At 60.7% G+C, this 22,193-nt stretch carries 20 protein-coding genes; 17 read left to right on the forward strand and 3 right to left on the reverse strand.

The features are described from left to right. Window positions 1–148: 148 nt before the first annotated feature. Window positions 149–952, forward strand: a complete 804-nt coding sequence (locus tag SLW74_RS15665; RefSeq protein ID WP_410929433.1) for an IclR family transcriptional regulator — start codon at window positions 149–151, stop codon at window positions 950–952. Window positions 953–988: 36 nt separating this feature from the next. On the opposite strand, the gene SLW74_RS15670 is transcribed toward SLW74_RS15665, so the two are convergent. Further along, the gene (locus SLW74_RS15670) at window positions 989–2,041 is read right to left on the reverse strand and encodes an NAD(P)-dependent alcohol dehydrogenase (RefSeq protein WP_410929434.1); all 1,053 of its coding nucleotides are present in this window, start codon (window positions 2,039–2,041) and stop codon (window positions 989–991) included. A gap of 178 nt (window positions 2,042–2,219) precedes the next feature. On the opposite strand from SLW74_RS15670, the gene SLW74_RS15675 reads away from it, so the two are divergent. Then, window positions 2,220–3,125 (forward strand): AraC family transcriptional regulator N-terminal domain-containing protein, encoded by a 906-nt coding sequence (locus tag SLW74_RS15675; RefSeq protein ID WP_410929435.1) that lies wholly within the window; start codon window positions 2,220–2,222, stop codon window positions 3,123–3,125. A gap of 192 nt (window positions 3,126–3,317) precedes the next feature. Here the strand turns inward: SLW74_RS15675 and SLW74_RS15680 are convergent, their stop codons facing one another. Then, window positions 3,318–4,982 carry an electron transfer flavoprotein-ubiquinone oxidoreductase gene (locus SLW74_RS15680; protein WP_410929436.1) on the reverse strand — a complete coding sequence of 555 codons (1,665 nt, stop codon included), beginning with the start codon at window positions 4,980–4,982 and terminating at the stop codon, window positions 3,318–3,320. A gap of 563 nt (window positions 4,983–5,545) precedes the next feature. Here SLW74_RS15680 and SLW74_RS15685 point away from each other — a divergent pair. The 9 genes from SLW74_RS15685 to SLW74_RS15725 all read left to right on the forward strand — a co-directional run bounded on the left by SLW74_RS15685 (window position 5,546) and on the right by SLW74_RS15725 (window position 12,789). After that, window positions 5,546–6,295 (forward strand): electron transfer flavoprotein subunit beta/FixA family protein, encoded by a 750-nt coding sequence (locus SLW74_RS15685; RefSeq protein ID WP_410929437.1) that lies wholly within the window; start codon window positions 5,546–5,548, stop codon window positions 6,293–6,295. Then, window positions 6,295–7,224, forward strand: a complete 930-nt coding sequence (locus tag SLW74_RS15690; RefSeq protein ID WP_410929438.1) for an electron transfer flavoprotein subunit alpha/FixB family protein — start codon at window positions 6,295–6,297, stop codon at window positions 7,222–7,224. Before SLW74_RS15685 ends, SLW74_RS15690 begins: the two co-directional genes overlap by 1 nt. Before the next feature lie 137 nt (window positions 7,225–7,361). After that, on the forward strand, window positions 7,362–8,183 hold the full coding sequence (locus tag SLW74_RS15695; protein ID WP_410929456.1) for a substrate-binding periplasmic protein: 822 nt from the start codon (window positions 7,362–7,364) through the stop codon (window positions 8,181–8,183). 21 nt (window positions 8,184–8,204) lie between these two features. Continuing rightward, a complete protein-coding gene (locus tag SLW74_RS15700; RefSeq protein WP_369320144.1) occupies window positions 8,205–8,558 on the forward strand; it encodes a DUF4398 domain-containing protein in 354 nt (117 codons plus the stop codon). Further along, window positions 8,555–9,370 (forward strand): OmpA family protein, encoded by an 816-nt coding sequence (locus SLW74_RS15705; protein ID WP_410929439.1) that lies wholly within the window; start codon window positions 8,555–8,557, stop codon window positions 9,368–9,370. The genes SLW74_RS15700 and SLW74_RS15705 overlap by 4 nt, the downstream gene beginning before the upstream one ends. A 151-nt stretch (window positions 9,371–9,521) precedes the next feature. Further along, window positions 9,522–10,961, forward strand: a complete 1,440-nt coding sequence (locus tag SLW74_RS15710) for a PLP-dependent aminotransferase family protein (RefSeq protein WP_122538388.1) — start codon at window positions 9,522–9,524, stop codon at window positions 10,959–10,961. Between the two features lie 113 nt (window positions 10,962–11,074). Beyond that, entirely contained in the window at window positions 11,075–11,782 is a 708-nt protein-coding gene (locus SLW74_RS15715) for a translation initiation factor 2 (protein ID WP_410929440.1), read from the forward strand. Between the two features lie 95 nt (window positions 11,783–11,877). Next, complete coding sequence (locus SLW74_RS15720; RefSeq protein ID WP_065986289.1) at window positions 11,878–12,135, forward strand: YkgJ family cysteine cluster protein; 258 nt, start codon at window positions 11,878–11,880, stop codon at window positions 12,133–12,135. Window positions 12,136–12,180: 45 nt separating this feature from the next. Further along, the gene (locus SLW74_RS15725) at window positions 12,181–12,789 is read left to right on the forward strand and encodes an START domain-containing protein (protein WP_296306307.1); all 609 of its coding nucleotides are present in this window, start codon (window positions 12,181–12,183) and stop codon (window positions 12,787–12,789) included. An 85-nt stretch (window positions 12,790–12,874) separates the two neighbouring features. Here SLW74_RS15725 and gltA read toward each other — a convergent pair whose 3' ends face one another. Then, the gene (gene gltA, locus SLW74_RS15730) at window positions 12,875–14,164 is read right to left on the reverse strand and encodes a citrate synthase (RefSeq protein WP_037009384.1); all 1,290 of its coding nucleotides are present in this window, start codon (window positions 14,162–14,164) and stop codon (window positions 12,875–12,877) included. 362 nt (window positions 14,165–14,526) lie between these two features. On the opposite strand from gltA, the gene sdhC reads away from it, so the two are divergent. The 6 genes from sdhC (at window position 14,527) to odhB (ending at window position 22,149) form a co-directional block, all read left to right on the forward strand. Then, window positions 14,527–14,901 (forward strand): succinate dehydrogenase, cytochrome b556 subunit, encoded by a 375-nt coding sequence (sdhC, locus tag SLW74_RS15735; protein WP_065986291.1) that lies wholly within the window; start codon window positions 14,527–14,529, stop codon window positions 14,899–14,901. Then, on the forward strand, window positions 14,895–15,263 hold the full coding sequence (gene sdhD / locus SLW74_RS15740; RefSeq protein WP_065986292.1) for a succinate dehydrogenase, hydrophobic membrane anchor protein: 369 nt from the start codon (window positions 14,895–14,897) through the stop codon (window positions 15,261–15,263). The genes sdhC and sdhD overlap by 7 nt, the downstream gene beginning before the upstream one ends. A gap of 3 nt (window positions 15,264–15,266) precedes the next feature. Then, complete coding sequence (gene sdhA / locus SLW74_RS15745) at window positions 15,267–17,039, forward strand: succinate dehydrogenase flavoprotein subunit (RefSeq protein ID WP_065986293.1); 1,773 nt, start codon at window positions 15,267–15,269, stop codon at window positions 17,037–17,039. 11 nt (window positions 17,040–17,050) lie between these two features. Next, window positions 17,051–17,755, forward strand: a complete 705-nt coding sequence (locus SLW74_RS15750; RefSeq protein ID WP_065986294.1) for a succinate dehydrogenase iron-sulfur subunit — start codon at window positions 17,051–17,053, stop codon at window positions 17,753–17,755. Window positions 17,756–18,024: 269 nt separating this feature from the next. Continuing rightward, a complete protein-coding gene (locus SLW74_RS15755) occupies window positions 18,025–20,856 on the forward strand; it encodes a 2-oxoglutarate dehydrogenase E1 component (protein ID WP_065986295.1) in 2,832 nt (943 codons plus the stop codon). 42 nt (window positions 20,857–20,898) lie between these two features. Beyond that, complete coding sequence (gene odhB, locus SLW74_RS15760; RefSeq protein ID WP_410929441.1) at window positions 20,899–22,149, forward strand: 2-oxoglutarate dehydrogenase complex dihydrolipoyllysine-residue succinyltransferase; 1,251 nt, start codon at window positions 20,899–20,901, stop codon at window positions 22,147–22,149. The last annotated feature ends 44 nt before the right edge of the window (window positions 22,150–22,193 follow it).

Raw genomic sequence — 22,193 nt, forward strand, 5'->3', positions numbered from 1 at the left:
GTTGTCCTACATCCTGTTGGTGGGCAAGGTCGAACGCATCGAGTGGGTATGACCCTGCGCCGACGCCGAGCAAATTCTGCACAGCGCTGGCAGGCTTCAAGGCTGGCGACGATAATGGCGCCGGTTTTCTGATTCGATAAGGCGCGCCATGCAAGATGCATCCGACACCGCCGTCACTGGCAAAGACCCTGCACCCACCGGTACGCAAACGCTGATTCGCGGCCTGGGCGTGATTCAGGCGGTCGCCAGCGGCGCTCGCGACCTCAAGGAAATCGCCCGGTTGATCGGCACCACCCGCAGCACCACCCACCGGCTCGCCAGTTGTCTGGTGGAGGAGCGCTACCTGCGGGTGTTGCCGCAGGTGGGGTATGTGCTCGGGCCGAGATTGATCGAGCTGGGGTTTCAGGCCCGGGAAGAAGTGCCGCTGCTGGTGCTGGCCAGACCCTTTCTCGACGAACTGTCGGCACTCACCGGGGACACCGTGCACCTGGCCATGCGCGATGGCGACGAGGTCTTGTACCTGCATAAAAATCCCGGGCGCAATGGCCCGGAGATGCGATCGCGGGTGGGTCATCGCATGCCGCTGGCGCGCACCGGCATTGGCAAGGCATTGCTGCTGGACAGCCCGGTAAGCGAATGGCGACGGCTGTACGAAATCAGTGTCCCGACCGCCGGCAAGAACCCGTTGTGGCCGGCCCACGAAGAACAGACCTGGGAGCAGGTGCAGGCGCGCATGCACGAGTACGTACAGGGCGGCTATGCGTTCGATCTGGAAGACAACGAACCGTCGATCCGCTGTGTGGCGGCGCCGGTGCGTGATGCCAGCAAGCAGATTGTCGCCGGCATCAGCATCGCCAGCACCGTGCCGTACATGCCGCTGGAAAAGATGGCCGACCTGGTGCCGGTGATCAAGGACGCGGCGGCACGGTTGTCGGCGGAACTGGGCGGCTAGCGTTTCGCCCCGCATTGCGCGGGGCGAACCGGTGGATCAGGCCTTCAACGTGGCCATATCAATCACGAAACGGTACTTCACATCGCCCGCGATCATGCGGCTGTACGCTTCGTTGATGTTCTTGATGTCGAGCATCTCGATGTCACAGGTGATGCCGTACTCGGCGCAGAAATCCAGTACTTCCTGGGTCTCGGCAATGCCGCCAATCAGTGAGCCCGCCAGCACGCGGCGCTTCATCACCAGGTTGGCCGCATGCAGCGCCGGGTCGACGGGTTCGATCAGGCCGACGAGAATGTGCACGCCGTCAAAACTCAGGGTTTCCAGATAGGGGTTCAAATCGTGCTGCACCGGAATGGTGTCCAGCAGGAAGTCGAAGTGACCGGCAGCGGCTTTCATCTGATCGGCATCGGTCGAGACGATGACGTGATCGGCGCCCTGGCGACGACCTTCTTCGGCCTTGCTCGCCGAACGGGTGAACAGCGTCACTTCCGCGCCCATGGCCTTGGCGAACTTGATGCCCATGTGGCCCAGACCGCCCATGCCCAGTACGCCCACTTTGTCGCCGGCCTTGACGCCGTAATGCTTGAGTGGCGAGTAGGTGGTGATGCCGGCACACAGGATGGGCGCCGCGGCGGCCAGGTCGAGTTTCTCCGGGATACGCACGACGAAGTGCTCGCTGACCACGATGCTGTTGGAGTAGCCGCCCATGGTGTTGCTGCCGTCGACGCGGTCGGGGGTGGCGTAGGTCATGGTCGGGCCTTCGAGGCAATACTGCTCAAGGTCCTGCGCGCAGGCTTCACACTGACGGCAGGAGTCGACCATGCAACCGACGCCGACCAGATCGCCGACTTTGTGCTTGCTGACATTGGCGCCGACTTCGGTGACTTTGCCGACGATCTCGTGGCCCGGCATCAGCGGGTACACGGCGATGCCCCACTCGTTGCGCGCCTGGTGAATATCGGAGTGGCAGACGCCGCAGTACAGAATCTCGATGGCCACGTCGTCCGGCCGCGGGCTGCGGCGGCTGAACGTCATGGGGGCGAGGGGGGCGGTGGCGGACTGGGCGGCGTAACCGATGGCTGTGTACATGAAGAACCTCGCAGAAACGATGACGGTTGAGGCGGTGCATTGTCCCCAGGCAGGGCATTGCCGGCCATGGTCATTCCTCCGCCTGTCATGCCTGATCCTCCGGATTTTAGGAGTCGAGTAGAGCGTCACGCCGCTGATCTGCGATGATGGCGGTGTCAAATCCTCCGTACGGCTGCCCATGTCTCCTCTTTCCCATTCCGATGCCAACGCCGAGTTGGTCGCCCTCATCAAACCGCTGGCGTCGCGCCCGGGTTTCGTCGACACCCGCGTCCCGGGCGTGCAGGCGATGTCCTGGGATTACTACGTCGCCAGCAGCCCGCAGATCTATGAACCGAGTCTGGTGATCATTGCCCAGGGCAGCAAGCTCGCGCGCCTGGGCCCGCGAACGCTGGAATACGGCGCCGGTCATTATCTGGTGCAGGCGTTGTCGGTGCCGTTCATGTGCGAAACCTTCGCCACGGCCGAGGCGCCGATGTATGGCGTCGCCGTGTCAATCGATCGCGCGCTGCTGGGCGAGCTGGTGCATACCATGGGCGAAGCGCCGAACGTCAAGGTCAAGGCGCAGACGCCGGAATCCATGACCTCCGCCGAGCTGGATGCGCCGATGCGCGAGAGTGTCGAGCGGCTATTGCGCTGCCTGCACGATCCGCTGGACGCACAAGTGATGGGCCAGGCGCGGGTCAGGGAGGTGGTGTACGCCGCGTTGCGCGGTCCCCAGGCCGGGGTGCTGCGGGCATTGGTCGAGCAGACCGGCCACTTCGCGCGCATTGCCGCGTCGCTGCAGCATCTGCGCGACCACTATGATCAGGCCTTGAGTGTCGAGGATCTGGCCCGATGCGCCAATATGAGCGCCTCGACCTTCCATGAGCATTTCAAGCGCAGCACGCTGCTGTCACCCGTCCAGTACTTGAAACGCGTGCGGCTGCTCAAGGCTCAGCAGATGCTCATCGGCGAGGGCATGGGCGTGGCGCAGGTGGCGCACAAGGTCGGGTATCAGAGCACGTCGCAATTCAGTCGCGAGTACAAACGCTACTTCGAACGCAATCCGGGGGAAGAGGGCGAGCGGCTGAAGATATCAGCGTGAGGGGGGACGCTGAACCTCAAGAGCTTCCCGGCTAAAGCCGGTCCTACGAAGGTTGCGCGGTGTCTTTGTGGGACCGGCTTCAGCCGGGAAGAGGCCAGTGTGCGCACCATCAATTTTGCGCGATGGCCGCTGACGCCTTCCCGGCTTTAGCCGGGAAGCTTGCAGCTCAAAGCTTGAAGCTTGCCGCTTCTCTTACATATTGGGATAGGTCGGGCCGCCTGCGCCTTCCGGTGCTACCCACGTGATGTTCTGCGACGGATCCTTGATGTCGCAGGTTTTGCAGTGGACGCAGTTCTGCGCGTTGATCTGGAAGCGCTTCGCGCCGTCTTCCTGGGTCACCACCTCGTAAACCCCCGCCGGGCAGTAACGCTGGGCAGGCTCGTCGTACTTGGGCAGGTTGACGCTGATCGGGATGCTCGGATCCTTCAGCTTCAAGTGGCACGGCTGCTCTTCTTCGTGGTTGGTGCCGGAGATGAACACCGAACTCAGCTTGTCGAAGCTCAGCTTGCCGTCGGGTTTCGGGTAGTCGATTTTCTTCGAGTCGGCCGCCAGCTTCATGCACGCATAGTCCGGCGTGGTGTCACGCAGGGTGAAGGGGATCTTGCCGCCAAACAGGTTCTGGTCGACGAAGTTGAACGCGCCGCCGAAGATCGCGCCGAACTTGTGCACCGCCGCGCCGAAGTTACGACTGGCAAACAGTTCTTCGTGCAGCCAGCTGGCCTTGAAGCCCTCGACGTAGCCGTTCAGCGTGTCACCACCCTCGTTGCCGGCAAACAGCGCATCCGCCACCGCTTCGGCGGCGAGCATGCCGGACTTCATGGCCGTGTGGCTGCCCTTGATCTTGGCGAAGTTCAGCGTGCCCAGGTCGCAACCGATCAGCGCGCCGCCGGGGAACACCATCTTCGGCAGCGAGTTCAGCCCGCCCTTGCAGATGGCCCGTGCGCCGTAGCTGATGCGCTTGCCGCCTTCCAGGTACTGCTTGAGGACCGGGTGGTGCTTGAGGCGCTGGAATTCATCGAACGGCGACAGGTAAGGGTTGGCGTAGGAGAGGTCGACGATCAGGCCGACCACGACCTGATTGTTTTCCAGGTGGTAAAGGAACGAGCCGCCGGTGTTTTCGGTGCCCATGATATCCAGCGGCCAGCCGGCGGTGTGGACCACCAGGCCCGGCTGATGTTTGCCCGGATCGACTTCCCAGATTTCCTTCAAGCCGATGCCGTAGTGTTGGGCGTCGGCCTCACTGTCCAGCTTGAAGCGATTGATCAGTTGCTTGCCGATGTGACCACGGCAGCCTTCGGCGAACAGCGTGTACTTGCCGCGCAGTTCCATACCGGGGGTGTACAGGCCTTCTTTCGGATTGCCTTCACGGTCGACGCCCAGATCACCGGTGAGAATCCCGCGCACCACGCCGGTCTCATCGATCAGCGCTTCCTGAGCCGCGAAGCCCGGGTAGATTTCGACGCCGAGGTTCTCGGCCTGCTGTGCCAACCAGCGGCACAGGTTGCCCAGGGAGATGATGTAGTTGCCTTCGTTGTGCATGGTCTTGGGCACGAACACGCCCGGGACTTTCTGGCTGGCGTCCGCACCGGTCAGCACATAGATGTCGTCGCTTTTGACCGGGGTATTGAGCGGGGCGCCCAGGGCTTTCCAGTCGGGGAACAGCTCGTTGAGGGCGCGGGGTTCGAACACTGCGCCGGAAAGGATGTGAGCACCGACCTCGGAGCCTTTTTCCACCACGCAGACGCTGATTTCCTGACCGGCGTCAGCGGCTCTCTGTTTCAGGCGGCAAGCGGCAGAAAGCCCGGCGGGCCCGGCTCCGACGATGACGACGTCGAACTCCATAAATTCGCGTTCCACAGGCTATCTCCTACTCAAGGCTCAACGGCGTATTTTTTAGGCGTATTTTTTATAGATGGCTAAAACCAACCCCCGGAAGCTCATTTATCCGGGTGTCGTCTTGAAGGCGCGCATTATATCTACACCACCTCGCAGGTCCAATACAAACGTTTGTTTGAATCGGCCGAAACCCTGATAAATCATGGTGAGACGGCTTGTGACTGGCGTTTATGTCGTATTGACCCGACCCGGCGTTGCGGTCAAGATACGGGCGGTTTTGCGCTCGCTACAGTTGGCCGCCGGCCTTGTCGGCTGCGTGCAAACTGTCGGTAGCAGAACACCGCTAAAAGCAACGTGAGCATCGCCCCCGCGCAACCCTCAGCCCCAGGCCTGCGGCGCGCTGCAGTTTACACGGGCGGGCAACGTCTGGCTTGGATTGCCGCCGTAGCGTGGCCGCTTTTGCTGATATCAGCATTCACCAACCACGAATACGTTGTTTTCACAGGTGTTCTTTACACTGACGAGTACCCATCGCCGGGCAAGGCCTGGCGATTTTCTTTTCACCGGAGAGAAACGAGGAATCCATGAAGGTTCTTGTAGCTGTCAAACGAGTGGTCGACTACAACGTCAAGGTTCGCGTCAAAGCGGATAACTCCGGCGTCGATCTCGCCAACGTAAAAATGTCGATGAACCCCTTCTGCGAGATCGCGGTAGAAGAAGCCGTGCGCCTGAAAGAGAAAGGCGTGGCGACCGAGATCATCGTCGTTTCCATCGGCCCTACCACCGCTCAGGAGCAACTGCGTACCGCGTTGGCACTGGGTGCCGATCGCGCCATCCTCGTGGAATCCGCTGACGAACTGACCTCCCTGGCCGTGGCCAAGTTATTGAAGGCCGTTGTCGACAAAGAACAACCGCAGCTGGTCATTCTCGGCAAGCAGGCGATCGACAGCGACAACAACCAGACTGGCCAGATGCTGGCTGCGCTGAGCGGTTATGCCCAGGGCACCTTCGCGTCCAAAGTCGAAGTGTCCGGCGACAGCGTCAACGTCACCCGTGAAATCGACGCTGGCGCGCAGACCGTTTCCCTCAAGCTGCCGGCCATCGTCACCACCGACCTGCGTCTGAACGAGCCGCGCTACGCGTCGCTGCCGAACATCATGAAAGCCAAGAAAAAGCCCCTCGAAGTGCTGACCCCTGATGCGTTGGGCGTTTCGATTGCGTCCACCAACAAGACCCTGAAGGTTGAAGCGCCGGCTGCCCGCAGCGCAGGCATCAAGGTCAAGTCGGTTGCTGAACTGGTTGATAAACTGAAAAACGAAGCGAAGGTGATCTGATGACGACCCTGGTTATCGCTGAGCACGAAAACGGCGCAATCGCTCCCGCCACTCTCAATACCGTTGCCGCGGCCACCAAGATCGGTGGTGACATTCACGTTCTGGTCGCCGGTCTGGATGTCGGTGCCGTCGGCGAAGCAGTTGCAAAAATCGCAGGCGTGTCCAAGGTCCTCGTGGCTGACCACGCAGCGTATGAACACCAGTTGCCGGAAAACGTTGCCCCGCTGGTCGTCGAGCTGGCTTCGGCCTACAGCCACGTGCTGGCCGCTGCAACCTCCAACGGCAAGAACATCCTGCCGCGTGTTGCTGCCCAACTGGACGTCGACCAGATCTCCGAGATCATCTCGGTCGAAAGCGCTGACACCTTCAAGCGCCCGATCTACGCGGGTAACGCCATTGCGACCGTTCAGTCGTCGGCAGCCGTGAAAGTCATCACCGTTCGCGCCACCGGCTTTGACGCCGTTGCAGCGGAAGGCGGTTCTGCTTCGGTTGAAGCCGTCAGCGCGGCCCATGATGCGGGCAAATCGTCCTTTGTCAGCGAAGAGCTGGCCAAGTCCGATCGTCCGGAGCTGACCGCTGCCAAGATTGTCGTTTCCGGCGGCCGTGGCATGCAGAACGGCGACAACTTCAAACACCTGTACACCTTGGCTGACAAGCTGGGTGCGGCTGTTGGCGCTTCCCGCGCGGCCGTCGACGCAGGCTTCGTGCCCAACGACATGCAGGTTGGCCAGACCGGCAAGATCGTCGCGCCGCAGCTGTACATTGCGGTCGGCATCTCCGGCGCGATCCAGCATCTGGCCGGCATGAAAGACTCCAAGGTGATCGTGGCGATCAACAAGGACGAAGAAGCACCGATCTTCCAGGTGGCCGATTACGGCCTCGTGGCGGACCTGTTCGAAGCGATCCCCGAGCTGGAGAAGCTGGTTTAATCCACTTCCCTGACTTATAAAGAGAACCCGTTCGTTCGGGCTGCCTGAGCGCCGGTCATCGTTCACTCGATGAACCAGCGCTCAGGCAGTCGGAGCTGGCGGGTTTTTTTTATGGGCTCAAAAAGGACGTTGTCATGTTGTCGCCAAAGCAAACGCTGGCTTCACTGCTGGGCGGGTTGCTGTTGCTGCCGTCGCTGGCCTGGTCTGCGGGCAAGTGTGACCGGCTGATTGTCACCGGCAGCCCGGACGCGCCGCCGTACCTGTGGCGCGACCCGCAGGACCCCAAGCACCTGATGGGCGCCAATGCCGACCTGCTCAAGGAAGTCGCGCAACAGATCGGCGTCAAGGTCGAGCTGCTGTATGGCGGCAAGCGCAGCCAGGCCCTGGAAGAGGTGCGCACCGGGCGCATGGACATGCTGGCGGACACGCCCCTCAACAGCGCCGAGCTGGAATCCCTGGATTTCATCCACCCGCCCATCGCCCAGAACGAGATCATGGTCTGGACCCGCACCGGCCATGAGCAGCCATTCAATTCGCTGGCCGATCTGCAGAGCCATCCCGGCGCCATGTCTGAAAAAACCCGCGTGACACCGGGGTTCGATGAGGCGATCAAGGCGCACCTGACGCTGGAGAGGCAGGCCAGTCTTCCCCAGGCCTTTCAGAAACTGGCTGCGGGGCAGGTCGAATTCGTCCTGGCCGGCCGCTATGCGGGGATGGCCGTGACTCAGGCGCTGGACGTCGCCAAAGACCTGCAAACCCAGCCCATGCCCCTCGATCGTCCGGGCTTTTATCTGGCGCTGTCGTTCAACTCCGCCTGCAACGATCCATGGCTGCGCGGACAGCTGGCGAAAAAAATGACAGAATTGGCCGCTTCCGGTCGCTCCAGTGAAGCCGTCACGCGCAACCTGGACCTGTGGAAAATCCAGTTGCAGCAGTCCGGTAGCGCCCTCCATCAGTAGGAATGTGTTTTGAGCTTTCTTTTGAAAATCCAGCCTGTATTCGCCGCTGTCGTGCTCGTCGCTCTCGTCGGCTGTGCCAACGACCCAGCGCCCACCGAACAACTCAAACTCACCGAACAGGCTGTCGCCCAGGCCACCGCGGTTGGCGCTACGGATGAAGAACCGGACCTGGTAACAGCGCAGACCAAGCTGACCCAGGCCCGCGCCGACATGGCGGACAAGTCCTACAAGGACGCGCGCATGCAGGCTGAGCAGGCCGAGCTGGACGCCCGTCTGGCGGAGGCCCGTGTGCTGACGCAGAAGAGTGAAGCACAGGTGGCCCAGGTCAACACCCGCCTCGAGCGTCTGCGCAAGCAGCTGGGGGCTGGCCAATGAATGCCGTTGCGCGAAGCCTCAGTCTCGGCCTTCTGCTGGCCAGTGCCGGTCTTGCTGGCTGTGCCGGCCACCAGAGCAGTGAACAGGCGTTGCAGGGCGCCGTTGCCGATTACCAGAAGGTCAGGGAAGACACCAACGTCCTGCGCAGCGCGCCGAAGGACGTGATCCGTGCCGGTGAATTGCTGGGCCGGGCCGAGCGCCTGTCGAGCTACATCGGCAGCGCTGACGACGTCAGTCATTACGCGTACCTGAGCAGCCGTTACAGCGCGATCGCCCGGGAGCACAGCAAGCTGCTGCTGAATCAGGAAAAGCTCGCCCGACTGGAGCTCGAACGTCAGCGCCTGCAACTGGCTTTGCGTGAGGCCAAGCTGGCCGGCGCCCAGCAACAGGGCAAGTGGGCCGAAGATCAGGTGATCAGCCTGTCGACGCAGCAGAACGAGCGCGGACTGGTGATGACCCTCGGCGACATGCTCTTCGATACCGGCCGCGCCGAACTGAAAAGCTCGGCCAACCGCACGGTACTGAAGGTCGTGCAGTTCCTGCAATTCAATCCCAAGCGCGTCGTGCGCATCGAGGGCTACACCGACAGCACCGGCGATAGTGAGGTAAACCTCGCGCTTTCGAAAGACCGGGCACAGGCCGTCGCTGACGTGCTGTCTGATCTGGGCATCGAGGAAGATCGCATTCAGGTCGAAGGCTACGGCGATCAGTACTCGGTGGACTCGAACGCCTCTGAAAGCGGCCGCGCCCAGAACCGCCGTGTCGAAATCGTCTTCTCGGACGACAAGGGGCATCTGAGCGCGCCTCGTTGAAGAGCAGCGGACTGTCACAATCCGAGTGATTCAAACACCGCGCCCTCTAGCCGGAACAGGAACTGTCACCGTACACTTCTGAACTGTTCCGGTGATCCTTCTCCTTTGGTCACCGCACGCATGATCAAGGCACGGGATCGAGGGACGCGAAATGACCAGTCTGTTGCTGTACCAACGCATCGCCCAGCAGCTGGCCGAAGACATTCGCCGGGGCGTGTATCAGCCAGGCGAGCGCGTGCCCTCGGTGCGCAAGATGAGCTCCCAGCTCAACGTCAGTCATGCCACCGTCCTCCAGGCCTATGCCAACCTTGAAGATCAGGGTTTGATCCGCGCGCGGCCGCAGTCCGGCTATTACGTGCACCAAACCCCGGCCCTCACGGCGGCGACCCCCGATATCGCGCGGGTTGAGCGTCCCGGCCTGGTCACCCGCGCCAGCATCATTCAGCAGGTGCTGGTCGAAGCGCGGCGTGAAGGGGTGTTCGCGTTTGGCGCTGCTGTCCCGCACATCGATTACTTGCCGTTGCGCGCATTGCATCAGCAATTGGCCAAGGTCACCCGGTTTCAAAGCCCCCGCGCATTCAACTACATGTTCAGCCCTGGCTTCGAGCCGCTGCGCCGGCAAGTGGCGATCCGGATGCGCGACGCCGGCGTGGTGATCGACCCCTCGGAAGTGGTGATCACCCACGGTTGCGTCGATGCGCTGCAGATGTCGCTGCGGGTGCTGACCAGCCCCGGTGACCTGATCGCTGCAGAATCCCCAACCTATTATGGCCTGCTGCAACTGGCCGATCTGCTTGGCTTGAAAGTCATCGAAATCCCCAGCGACCCCAACACCGGGATCAGCCTGGAAGCGCTGCAACTGGCGGCCAATCAGTGGTCGATCAAGGCGCTGGTGATGACGTCGCGGCTGAGCAACCCGCTGGGCAGCACCATGCCGGAAGAGCGGCAGAAACACCTGCTGCGCCTGGCCTCGGATTTCGACATCCAAATCATCGAGGACGACATCTACGGCGAACTGATGTACGAGCAGAACAAGACCAAGGCGTTGAAGGCGTTCGACCGGCTGGGCCACGTCATTTACTGCTCCAGCTTCTCCAAGACCTTGTCGCCGGGCGTGCGGATCGGCTGGATGATCGCCGGGAAATACCAGGCGGAAATCCAGCGCCTGCAGACCTTCAGCACCCATTCTGCGTGCAGCGTGACGCAGATGGCGGTGGCGTCCTACCTCGAAAACGGCGGGTATGACCGGCACTTGCGCTTTATCCGTCAGGAGCACCGCAAGAATCTGAGCGCCTTCCAGCTCGCCGTGCAGCAAATGTTCCCCGAAGGCACGCAGATCAGCCGGCCTGCGGGCGGGTTCATCCTGTGGATCAGCCTCCCGGGGCGGGTGAACACTCAGGAGTTGCACGTGCGCGCGCTGGAGCAGGGCATCAGCATCGCGCCGGGCCTGATCTTCAGTAATACCGAGCAGTTCAACCACTGCATTCGCCTGAATTGCGGGCTGCCGTGGAACCGTGAAGCGGAGAGGGCGTTGATGACGGTGGGCATGTTGGCCAAGCAGTTATGCCAGGACGCCGGGCAATCCTGGTGAACTCGTAGGGCCGCCAGCTTTCCATACTATCGAGGGAGGCTGACAGGGAACTTGTCAGCCGCCGTGCAACGGGCCAGCATATGGCCCCTGTCTTACTTACTGCCGTTCAGACTATGAAATCACTGCGTTGTTTAAGTGTGATGTTGTTGGTGTTGCTGAGCGCCTGTGATGCCGATAAAGCGCCCACCCCGCCGGCGAAAGCTACCGCTTCTGCGCCTGCTGCGGGTGCCGCTGCGCCGGCCGAAGCTGCTAAAGCAGCGAAGCCAGCGTCAGAGCCTGAGTCCGCGCCTGCGCTGGCGGACAAGCCTGCTGCGGATGCGCCAGCGGTCCATGCGCTGGCGCCGAACATTCCTGCCGTGCCTGTAGTCGCGTCGGGTAAGGCGTCGGCTGGAGCGCCGCGGGAGGTCACCGATGTCAAGGCTGCGGACGGTAAGTCCGCTGGCACGAACGCCAAATCTGCCAAGGTCAAAGCGGATAATGCCGAAGTCGCGCGGCGTGCGCCGGTGGCCAGCAAGAGTAAATCGGCGTCTCAAGTGGTCAAGGAGACCCGCCTGAACAAGGTGCCCCTCGACCTGAGTCTGCCGCCCGAGATGGTTAAGCAACTGACCCCTCCGGCGAATGTGATCTCCTCGGCGTCAAAGTCCAAAGCCCAGTCAACTGGGGCCAAGCCGCTGCTGCCTAAAATGTTCCCGGATGCGGATGCGGACCCAGACTTCCAGATGCAAGGCCGTCTGCTGAGCAATGAAATGGATTTGCAGTTGCGTAATGAGGCACGCAAGGACGTCGAAGGCGCTGCTTTGGATTTCACCTTTAAAAAGTGATGAGCGCACGGCGCTGTCGCAGGACCTGATTTTCAAACGTGTGTTTTAGCGCGTAAGATCCTGCCATCGTCCTCACTGCCACACAGGTTCTCTCCATGGAATGCCGTTCAGGCTGCGGCGCGTGCTGCATCGCGCCGTCCATCACATCACCGATCCCTGGAATGCCCAACGGCAAACCTGCCGGCATGCGCTGCCTGCACCTGTCGGTGGACATGCTCTGCGCAATCTTCGGGCAGCCGGGAAGGCCGGCGGTATGTGGCCAGTTTGCAGCGGAGCCCGAAGTGTGTGGCAGCGGTCCCGAGGATGCGATCAGGCTGATTGGCTGGTGGGAAAAGATGACATCGGTGGCGTGAATTGCGGCCGAGGCACGACTGAACTTCAACAATAAGGAACAACATATGAGTTCGCTGTACCGCATTGCTTTCGGATTGGGACTGACTGTATGGGTGGCGGCTTCGGCGCAGGCTGAGGAGTGGAAAGTCGCGAAGAACGAGGAGGGGATCAAGGTCTCACTCAGCGAATTCCCCGGGTCGCAGTACAAGGCCTATCAGGGCGTGACCACCATCAAGGCGAGCATCGGCAAGCTCCGGGCGTTGCAGGAAGACGTGGTCAGCGCCTGTGCCTGGATTCACGAATGCAAGCTGCAGAAGATACTCAAGCATGAGGGCGACAAGACCTGGACCTATTCCCAGTTCAACACGCCCTGGCCGGTCACACCCCGGGATTCGGTGTTGAAGGTCACCACAGTGGAGGGCGCCGATGGCAGCATGACCCGTCAGCTGGAAGGCGACCCCAAGTACATCCCGGAAGAGAAGGGCTTTGTGCGGGTGGCGCAGGTCGAGGGGTTCTGGAAGTTCGTGCCCAAAGGCGAGAATCTGACCGAGGTCACCTATCAGGTGCACACCGAGCCGGGCGGCAGCGTGCCGTCCTGGCTGGCGAACAAGTTCGTGGTGGACGCGCCGTTCAATACGCTCAAGGCGCTCAAGGAGCGTGCTGAGAAGAACTGACCAGTTCGCGTCCGACGCTGACGCAACACACTAAAAAGGCTGCCCGAGGGCAGCCTTTTTTTGCGTCTTGGCGGGTGCTGCCGAGTTACTTACGCTCGGCCAGCGGAACGATGTCCCGCGACACTTCGCCGGTGTACAGCTGGCGTGGACGGCCGATCTTGTAAGGGCTCGACAGCATTTCCTTCCAGTGGGAGATCCAGCCGACGGTTCGCGCCAGGGCGAAAATCACGGTGAACATACTGGTCGGGATGCCGATCGCCTTGAGGATGATGCCCGAGTAGAAGTCTACGTTCGGGTACAGCGAGCGTTCGATGAAGTACGGGTCGGTCAGGGCGATCTCTTCAAGACGCATGGCCAGTTCGAGCTGCGGGTCGTTGGTGATGCCCAGCTCGCGCAGGACTTCGTCGCAGGTCTGCTTCATCACGGTGGCGCGCGGGTCGCGGTTCTTGTAAACCCGGTGGCCAAAGCCCATCAGCTTGAACGGATCGTTCTTGTCCTTGGCCTTGGCGATGTAGGTGTCGATGTTGGACACATCGCCAATCTCATCGAGCATGGTCAGCACAGCTTCGTTGGCGCCGCCGTGGGCAGGGCCCCAGAGCGCGGCGATACCGGCTGCGATACAGGCAAACGGGTTGGCGCCCGAAGAGCCTGCCATGCGCACGGTGGACGTCGAGGCGTTCTGTTCGTGGTCGGCGTGAAGGATGAAGATCCGGTCCATGGCCTTGGCCAGCGTCGGGCTGATCGGTTTGATCTCGCACGGCGTGTTGAACATCATGTGCAGGAAGTTTTCCGCGTAGCTGAGGTCGTTGCGCGGGTACATCATGGGTTGACCCATGGAGTACTTGTAAACCATCGCGGCCAGGGTCGGCATCTTGGCGACCAGGCGGATCGCGGAGATTTCCCGGTGCTGCGGATTATTGATGTCCAGGGAGTCGTGGTAGAACGCCGACAGGGCGCCAACCACACCGCACATGACGGCCATCGGGTGGGCGTCGCGGCGGAAACCGTTGAAGAAGGTCTTCAGTTGCTCGTGCACCATGGTGTGATTCTTCACGGTGACGACGAATTCGGCTTTTTGCTCGGCGGTTGGCAGCTCGCCGTTAAGCAACAGGTAGCAGGTTTCCAGGTAGTCCGATTGCTCGGCCAGCTGTTCGATCGGGTAGCCGCGATGCAGCAGAATGCCGTTGTCACCATCGATATAGGTGATCTTCGATTCGCATGAGGCGGTGGACATGAAGCCTGGGTCGAATGTGAAGCGTCCGGTGGCAGTCAGGCCGCGTACGTCGATAACATCGGGACCAACGGTGCCGGTCAGAATGGGCAGCTCGACGGGGGCTGCGCCCTCGATGATCAACTGCGCTTTTTTATCAGCCATGTGGCCTCCTAATTATGCTTCAAATCATCAGACAGACCCCCCACGCAGGGCCCGCATCACTATAGTGAGATAAATTCTAAAGTCAATTTGCCAAAAGTCTTGTAGCAGAGGGCTTTAAGCCATGGTTTTCGTCGAAATTACGGGCCATTTACGCCAATTATCGGGCTAAAGCAATCCACCCTTGGGACAGGGTCTGCGCGTTGTCATTAGTGGGCTAACTGTCTATACTCGGCGTCCGACCGCCAGGGGCTTTCAGGCCTGATTCAACGGGGTTGGTCACTTCCTGGGTAGTGGGTACCTGACCAGTACACTTCCCAACAACTTGCCCTGAGTGTTAGGGCTCTTCAGTGTGAAAAAAAGCCGTGAAAAGCCAACGACCTGTAAACCTAGACCTAAGGACCATCAAACTCCCTATCACTGCTTACACGTCCATCCTTCACCGTATTTCCGGTGTCATCCTCTTCGTCGGCATTGCCATCATGCTTTATGCATTGGACCTGTCGCTCGACTCCGAGGAAGGCTTCGCGTCGGTGAAAGCGGGACTGACCAGTCCGCTGGCCAAGTTCGTGATCTGGGCTCTTCTGTCCGCACTGCTTTATCACCTGGTGGCGGGCGTCCGTCATCTGATCATGGACACGGGCATCGGCGAGACGCTGGAAGGCGGCAAGCGGGGCTCTCAAATTGTTATCGCCGTGTCTGTGGTGGTGATCGTTCTGGCAGGAGTGTGGATATGGTAACCAACGTCACTAACCTTTCTCGTTCGGGCCTGTATGACTGGATGGCGCAACGCGTCTCCGCCGTCGTACTCGCGGCTTATTTCATTTTCCTGATCGGGTACCTGATCGCGCACCCTGGCCTTGATTTCGCCACGTGGCACGCGCTGTTCTCCCATAACGCAATGCGCATCTTCAGCCTGTTGGCCCTTGTTGCCCTGGCGGCTCACGCCTGGGTTGGCATGTGGACCATCGCGACCGATTACCTGACGCCGATGGCGCTGGGCAACTCCGCGACAGTGGTGCGTTTCCTTTTTCAGGCGGTGTGCGGCATTGCGATGTTCGCTTACTTCGTCTGGGGTGTGCAGATTCTTTGGGGTATCTGATTCATGGCTAACATTAATACGCTTTCATTCGACGCCATTATCATTGGCGGCGGCGGTGCGGGCATGCGTGCCGCATTGCAGCTGGCTCAGGGCGGCCACAAGACCGCTGTAGTCACCAAGGTTTTCCCGACTCGCTCCCACACCGTTTCCGCACAGGGTGGCATCACCTGCGCCATCGCTTCGGCTGATCCGAACGATGACTGGCGCTGGCACATGTACGATACCGTCAAGGGCTCCGACTACATCGGTGACCAGGACGCTATCGAATACATGTGTTCCGTGGGCCCGGAAGCCGTGTTCGAGCTCGAGCACATGGGTCTGCCGTTTTCCCGTACCGAGCAGGGCCGCATCTATCAGCGTCCGTTCGGCGGCCAGTCGAAAGACTTCGGCAAGGGGGGTCAGGCTGCACGTACCTGTGCTGCTGCCGACCGTACCGGTCACGCGCTGCTGCACACCCTGTATCAGGCCAACCTGAAGGCCGGCACTGTATTCCTCAACGAGTACTACGCCGTTGATTTGGTGAAGAACCAGGACGGCGCGTTCGTCGGCATCATTGCCATCTGCATCGAAACCGGTGAAACCTCCTACATTCGCGCTGACGCGACCGTACTGGCCACTGGCGGTGCTGGCCGTATCTACTCCTCCACCACCAACGCCCTGATCAACACCGGCGACGGCGTGGGCATGGCGCTGCGTGCCGGTGTACCGGTTCAGGACATCGAAATGTGGCAGTTCCACCCGACCGGCATCGCTGGCGCAGGTGTACTGGTCACCGAAGGCTGCCGTGGTGAAGGCGGTTACCTGATCAACAAGCATGGCGAGCGTTTCATGGAGCGTTACGCGCCAAACGCCAAGGACCTTGCCGGTCGTGACGTTGTGGCTCGCTCGATGGTTAAAGAGATCATCGCCGGCAACGGTTGCGGTCCCGACGGTGACCACGTGATGCTCAAACTCGATCACCTCGGTGAGGAAGTGCTGCACAGCCGTCTGCCAGGGATCATGGAACTGTCCAAGACCTTCGCACACGTCGATCCGGCCGTTGCGCCAATCCCTGTCGTGCCGACCTGCCACTACATGATGGGCGGCGTTGCCACCAACATTCATGGTCAGGCGATCACCCAGGACGCCGCTGGCGTCGACACCATCATCCCGGGCCTGTTCGCGGTGGGTGAAGTGGCATGCGTATCGGTTCACGGTGCCAACCGTCTGGGCGGCAACTCGCTGCTCGATCTGGTGGTGTTCGGCCGTGCTGCCGGTCTGCACCTGGAGCAGGCACTCAACGAAGGCGTCGACTACCGTCGCGCTTCCGAAACCGACATCGACGTTGCGCTGGCTCGCCTCAATGGCCTGAACTCGCGCACCGATGGCGAAGACGTCGCTACGCTGCGCAAAGAGCTGCAAAGCTGCATGCAGAACTACTTCGGTGTGTTCCGTACCGGCGAATACATGCAGAAGGGTATCGCCCAGCTGGCTGACCTGCGCACGCGCATCGCCAACGTCAAGATCAACGACAAGAGCCAGGCATTCAACACTGCCCGGATCGAAGCGCTGGAGCTGCAGAACCTGCTGGAAGTCGCTGAAGCAACGGCGATCGCCGCAGAGCATCGCAAGGAGTCCCGTGGTGCTCACGCCCGTGAAGACTTCGAAGATCGCGACGACGAGAACTGGCTGTGTCACACCCTGTACTTCCCGGGTGACAAGCGCGTAGCCAAGCGTGCCGTGAACTTCTCGCCAAAAACTGTTCCGACTTTTGAGCCTAAGATTCGGACTTATTAAGGGTGACCGCCATGTTGCAAGTCAGTGTTTATCGCTACAACCCTGATCAGGACGCCGCGCCGTTCATGCAGGATTTCCAGGTCGACACCGGTGGCAAAGACCTGATGGTCCTGGATGTGCTGGCTCTGATCAAAGAGCAGGACGAAGGCTTCTCGTACCGTCGCTCGTGCCGCGAAGGCGTGTGCGGTTCCGACGGCATGAACATCAACGGCAAGAACGGCCTGGCCTGCATCACGCCGCTGTCGGCTGTGGTCAAGGGCAACAAGCTGGTGGTTCGCCCACTGCCTGGCCTGCCGGTCATCCGCGACCTCGCCGTCGACATGAGCATCTTCTACAAGCAGTACGAGAAGGTGAAGCCATTCCTGCAGAACGACACGCCGGCTCCGTCCATCGAGCGCCTGCAGAGCCCCGAGGAGCGGGAAAAACTCGACGGCCTGTACGAGTGCATCCTGTGCGCTTGCTGCTCGACGTCCTGCCCGTCCTTCTGGTGGAACCCCGACAAGTTCCTCGGTCCTGCCGCGATCCTGCAAGCCTATCGTTTCCTGGCTGACAGCCGCGACACCCGGACCCAAGAGCGTCTGGCGTCGATGGACGATCCGTTCAGTGTTTTCCGCTGCCGCGGCATCATGAACTGCGTCAACGTTTGCCCGAAAGGCCTGAACCCAACCAAGGCTATCGGTCACGTGCGCAACATGCTGCTCAAAAGCGGTGTCTGAGTTTGCCGCATCTGTAACACCGCAGCACCCGCTACTGCAGCACCCGTAAACGCTGCGGCGCAGGCTTCAACCGGCGCCGTAGTTTTAACCTGAGCAGTTGTCGCAGGGCTTCAGCTCTTATTTTGAAGAAATGAAACCAGCAGGGGCATCCGGGCTGGTACCCGGACTATCTGCGTGATCCCTAGTGACTTGAAGTCGCTGCACATGGACTTTTCAAGTTTGCGCTGGCATCGACGCCGATGGTGTCCCCTAATCGAGGGTGACCAAGCATGCAAGAAAGCGTGATGCAGCGCATGTGGAACAGCGCCCACCTTTCCGGTGGTAACGCTGCCTATGTGGAAGAGCTCTACGAGCTCTACCTGCACGACCCTAACGCTGTGCCAGAAGAGTGGCGCACCTATTTTCAGACGTTGCCGGCTGACGGCAGCACTGCCACCGATGTATCGCACTCTACGGTTCGCGATCATTTTGTGTTGCTGGGGAAAAACCAGCGCCGCGCCCAACCGGTCTCTGCCGGCAGCGTGAGCAGCGAGCATGAAAAGAAGCAAGTTGAAGTGCTGCGACTTATCCAGGCATTCCGTATGCGCGGCCATCAGGGTGCGCAACTCGATCCTCTGGGTCTGTGGAAGCGTACTGCGCCAGCTGACCTGTCGATCAACCATTACGGTTTGACCAACGCTGACCTCGATACCACATTCCGTGCCGGCGACCTGTTCATCGGCAAAGAAGAAGCGAGCCTACGCGAAATCGTCGAAGCGTTGCAGCAGACATATTGCCGCACCATCGGCGCCGAGTTCACGCACATCGTCGATTCCAACCAGCGCAACTGGTTCATGCAGCGCCTCGAAAGCGTGCGTGGCCGTCCTGCCTATTCCGCCGACATCAAGAGCCATCTGCTTGAGCGTGTGACGGCGGGCGAGGGTTTGGAGAAGTACCTGGGCACCAAATACCCGGGCACCAAGCGTTTCGGTCTGGAAGGCGGCGAAAGCCTGATTCCCATGCTCGACGAGCTGATTCAGCGCTCCGGTTCCTACGGCACCAAGGAAGTTGTCATCGGCATGGCCCACCGTGGCCGTCTCAACGTGCTGGTCAACACCTTCGGCAAGAACCCGCGCGACCTGTTCGACGAGTTCGAAGGCAAGAAGAAGGTCGAGCTGGGCTCCGGTGACGTCAAGTATCACCAGGGCTTCTCGTCCAACGTGATGACCACCGGCGGCGAAGTCCACCTGGCGATGGCGTTCAACCCGTCCCACCTGGAAATCGTTTCCCCTGTGGTTGAAGGTTCGGTGCGTGCCCGTCAGGACCGTCGCAACGACGCCACTGGCGAGAAAGTGCTGCCGATCTCGATCCACGGTGACGCGGCGTTCGCAGGTCAGGGTGTGGTGCTGGAAACCTTCCAGATGTCGCAGACCCGCGGCTTCAAGACCGGCGGCACGATCCACATCGTGATCAACAACCAGGTCGGCTTCACCATCAGCAAGCAGGAAGACTCGCGTTCCACCGAGTACGCGACCGACGTTGCCAAGATGATTCAGGCGCCGATCCTCCATGTGAATGGCGATGATCCGGAAGCCGTGTTGTTCGTGACCCAGCTGGCGATCGACTACCGCATGCAGTTCAAGCGTGACGTGGTCATCGATCTGGTCTGCTACCGTCGTCGCGGTCACAACGAAGCCGATGAGCCGAGTGGCACCCAGCCGCTGATGTACCAGCAGATCGCCAAACAGCGCACCACCCGTGAGCTGTATGCCGATGCACTGGCCACTGCCGGCATCCTCAACGCCGAAGCCGCTCAGGCCAAGGTCGACGAGTACCGCAACGCGCTGGACAACGGCATGCACGTTGTCAAAAGCCTGGTCAAAGAGCCGAACAAGGAATTGTTCGTTGATTGGCGTCCGTACCTGGGTCACGCGTGGACAGCACGTCACGACACCAGTTTCGACCTCAAGACCCTGCAGGAACTGTCGGCCAAGCTGATGGAAGTGCCGGAAGGTTTCGTGGTTCAGCGTCAGGTCCAGAAAATCTACGAAGACCGCCAGAAGATGCAAGTCGGTGGCCTTCCGATCAACTGGGGTTACGCCGAAACCATGGCCTACGCCACGCTGGCGTTCGAAGGGCATCAGGTTCGCATCACCGGGCAGGACGTTGGTCGCGGTACGTTCTCGCACCGCCACGCCGTGCTGCACAACCAGAAAGACGGTGCGACCTACGTGCCTTTGCAGAACCTGTACGCCGGTCAGCCTCGCTTTGACCTGTACGACTCTTTCCTGTCGGAAGAAGCTGTGCTGGCGTTCGAATACGGTTACTCGACCACTCAGCCCAATGCGCTGGTGATCTGGGAAGCCCAGTTCGGTGACTTTGCCAACGGTGCACAGGTCGTGATCGACCAATTCATCACCAGCGGCGAGCACAAATGGGGCCGTCTGTGCGGCCTGACCATGCTGTTGCCCCATGGCTACGAAGGGCAGGGCCCGGAGCACTCATCGGCACGTCTTGAGCGTTACCTGCAATTGTGCGCCGAGCACAACATCCAGGTCTGCGTACCGACCACCCCGGCTCAGATCTACCATCTGCTGCGCCGTCAGGTGATCCGTCCGCTGCGCAAGCCGCTGATCGTGTTGACGCCGAAGTCGTTGCTGCGCCACAAGCTGGCCGTGTCGACCCTGGAAGATCTGGCCCATGGCTCGTTCCAGACGGTCATCCCGGAAATCGACACCCTCGATGCCGCGAAAGTGACGCGTCTGGTGCTGTGCAGCGGCAAGGTCTACTACGACCTGCTGGAAAAGCGCCGTGCCGAAGGCCGCGAAGACATCGCCATCGTGCGTCTCGAGCAGCTCTATCCGTTCCCGGAAGACGACCTGATGGACGCTATCGCGTCGTATACCAACCTGACCAACGTGGTCTGGTGTCAGGAAGAACCCATGAACCAGGGCGCCTGGTACAGCAGTCAGCACCACTTGCGCCGCAGCATCGGCAATCACAACCGCAACCTCGTTCTCGAGTATGCCGGCCGTGATGCCTCCGCTGCCCCTGCTTGTGGATACGCTTCGATGCACGCCGAACAGCAGGAAAAACTGCTGAAAGACGCGTTCTCCGTTTAACGCCTTCGCGCACTAGAAACCGAATTAAAGGAATTACAGATAATGGCTATTGAGATCAAAGCCCCCTCTTTCCCGGAATCCGTTGCCGACGGCACCGTTGCCACCTGGCACAAAAAACCGGGCGACGCCGTCAAGCGTGATGACCTGATCGTCGATATCGAAACCGACAAGGTCGTGCTGGAAGTATTGGCCGAAGCTGACGGTGTACTGGGCGCAATCGTTGCCGAAGAGGGCGCTACTGTCCTGTCGAACCAGCTACTGGGCTCGATCGAAGAGGGCGGTGCTGCCGCTGCCCCCGCTGCCGCCGCTCCAGCCGCTGCTGCATCGGCTCCGGCTGCTGCGCCTGCCCAGGCTGGCGCTGCACCTGCCGCCGCTTCCGGTGACGAAGACGCCATCGGCGCTCCCGCTGCCCGCAAGCTGGCCGAAGAAAACGGCATCAACCTGTCCAGCGTCAAAGGCACAGGCAAAGACGGCCGCGTGACCAAGGAAGACGTTGTTGCTGCCATCGAAGCGAAGAAATCCGCTCCGGCCGCTGCACCTGCCGCCAAGCCTGCTGCCGCTGCCGCCGCGCCTGTGGCTGCCGTGGGCGACCGCACCGAGAAGCGCGTGCCGATGACGCGTCTGCGCGCCAAGGTGGCAGAGCGTCTGGTTGAAGCTCAGTCGAACATGGCGATGCTGACCACCTTCAACGAAGTCGACATGACCGAAGTCATGGCCCTGCGTTCGAAGTACAAGGACCTGTTCGAGAAGTCCCATAACGGCGTACGCCTGGGCTTCATGTCGTTCTTCGTCAAGGCCGCGACCGAAGCGCTGAAACGCTACCCGGCCGTCAACGCCTCGATCGACGGCACTGACATCGTTTATCACGGTTATGCCGACGTCGGCGTTGCCGTGTCGAGCGATCGTGGTCTGGTGGTTCCGGTGCTGCGCAACGCCGAGCAGATGAGCCTGGCTGAAATCGAAGGCGGTATCGCCACCTTCGGCAAGAAAGCCCGTGACGGCAAACTGTCCATCGAGGAGATGACTGGCGGTACCTTCACCATCACCAACGGTGGTACTTTCGGTTCGATGATGTCGACCCCTATCGTCAATCCGCCGCAAGCGGCCATTCTGGGCATGCACAACATTCTGCAGCGTCCTATGGCGATCAACGGCCAGGTCGTCATCCGTCCGATGATGTATCTGGCGCTGTCCTACGATCACCGCCTGATCGACGGTAAAGAAGCCGTGACCTTCCTGGTGACCATCAAGAACCTGCTGGAAGACCCGGCGCGTCTGTTGCTGGACATCTGATTCAAGGACAGCTGCAAGCCGCAAGCGTCAAGCTGCAAGTTACA

It is taken from the genome of Pseudomonas sp. W5-36 (assembly GCF_046540455.1).
Lineage (GTDB): Bacteria > Pseudomonadota > Gammaproteobacteria > Pseudomonadales > Pseudomonadaceae > Aquipseudomonas > Aquipseudomonas graminis_B.